Source organism: Vibrio sp. 1978, assembly GCF_033344345.1.
The window spans coordinates 1-516 of the sequence record NZ_JAWPOP010001035.1; the positions used below are offsets into that span (position 1 = coordinate 1).

At 40.9% G+C, this 516-nt stretch carries 1 protein-coding gene; it reads left to right on the forward strand.

Annotation, left to right across the window (positions count from 1 at the left end; translation table 11 throughout):
- Nucleotides 1-190: 190 nt before the first annotated feature.
- The coding region (locus tag R8N49_RS30520) for a hypothetical protein (RefSeq protein WP_318190875.1) at nucleotides 191-516 on the forward strand (326 nt) is incomplete at its 3' end.

Here is a 516-nt window from a genome sequence, read left to right on the forward strand (position 1 = left end):
GCTAAAATCAAATAATTGATTTTTTCTCTTTGACGATTTGAAAAACCCAACTTTCGAGTTGGGTTTTTTATTATCTGAAATCCTCACTATTCCTTCAAATCCACCTTCACCATGTTTACATGCTGATGCTCTAGTCAATTCCTGTAACCTTTGCTAGTTTGTCACTAGAACTAAGATAGTAGGAACCGTTATGCGTATTAGTCCGACTCGCCGTCGCCGTTGGAACAATATTCTAATATTGGGCATTATCGCGTTTATCGTGATCTTAAATGCGCCGATGTGGATCAAAACGTACTTGTTGTCAGAGAACGTTGATCCTTATCCGCATTTACTTCGAACTGATCATTCGGTTAGCGCTATTTATTCCAATAGTCTTGAATTGGAGTTTCGCGATGGGCGATGGCATGCGAATACAGATGTTCCTTTCCCTCTATCTGAACTTATTGCTCGCTGGCAAGCGCTCGAAGGTACGGAGTTATCTGCGCAGCAATACGACACTCTTAAAGATAAGTTAGG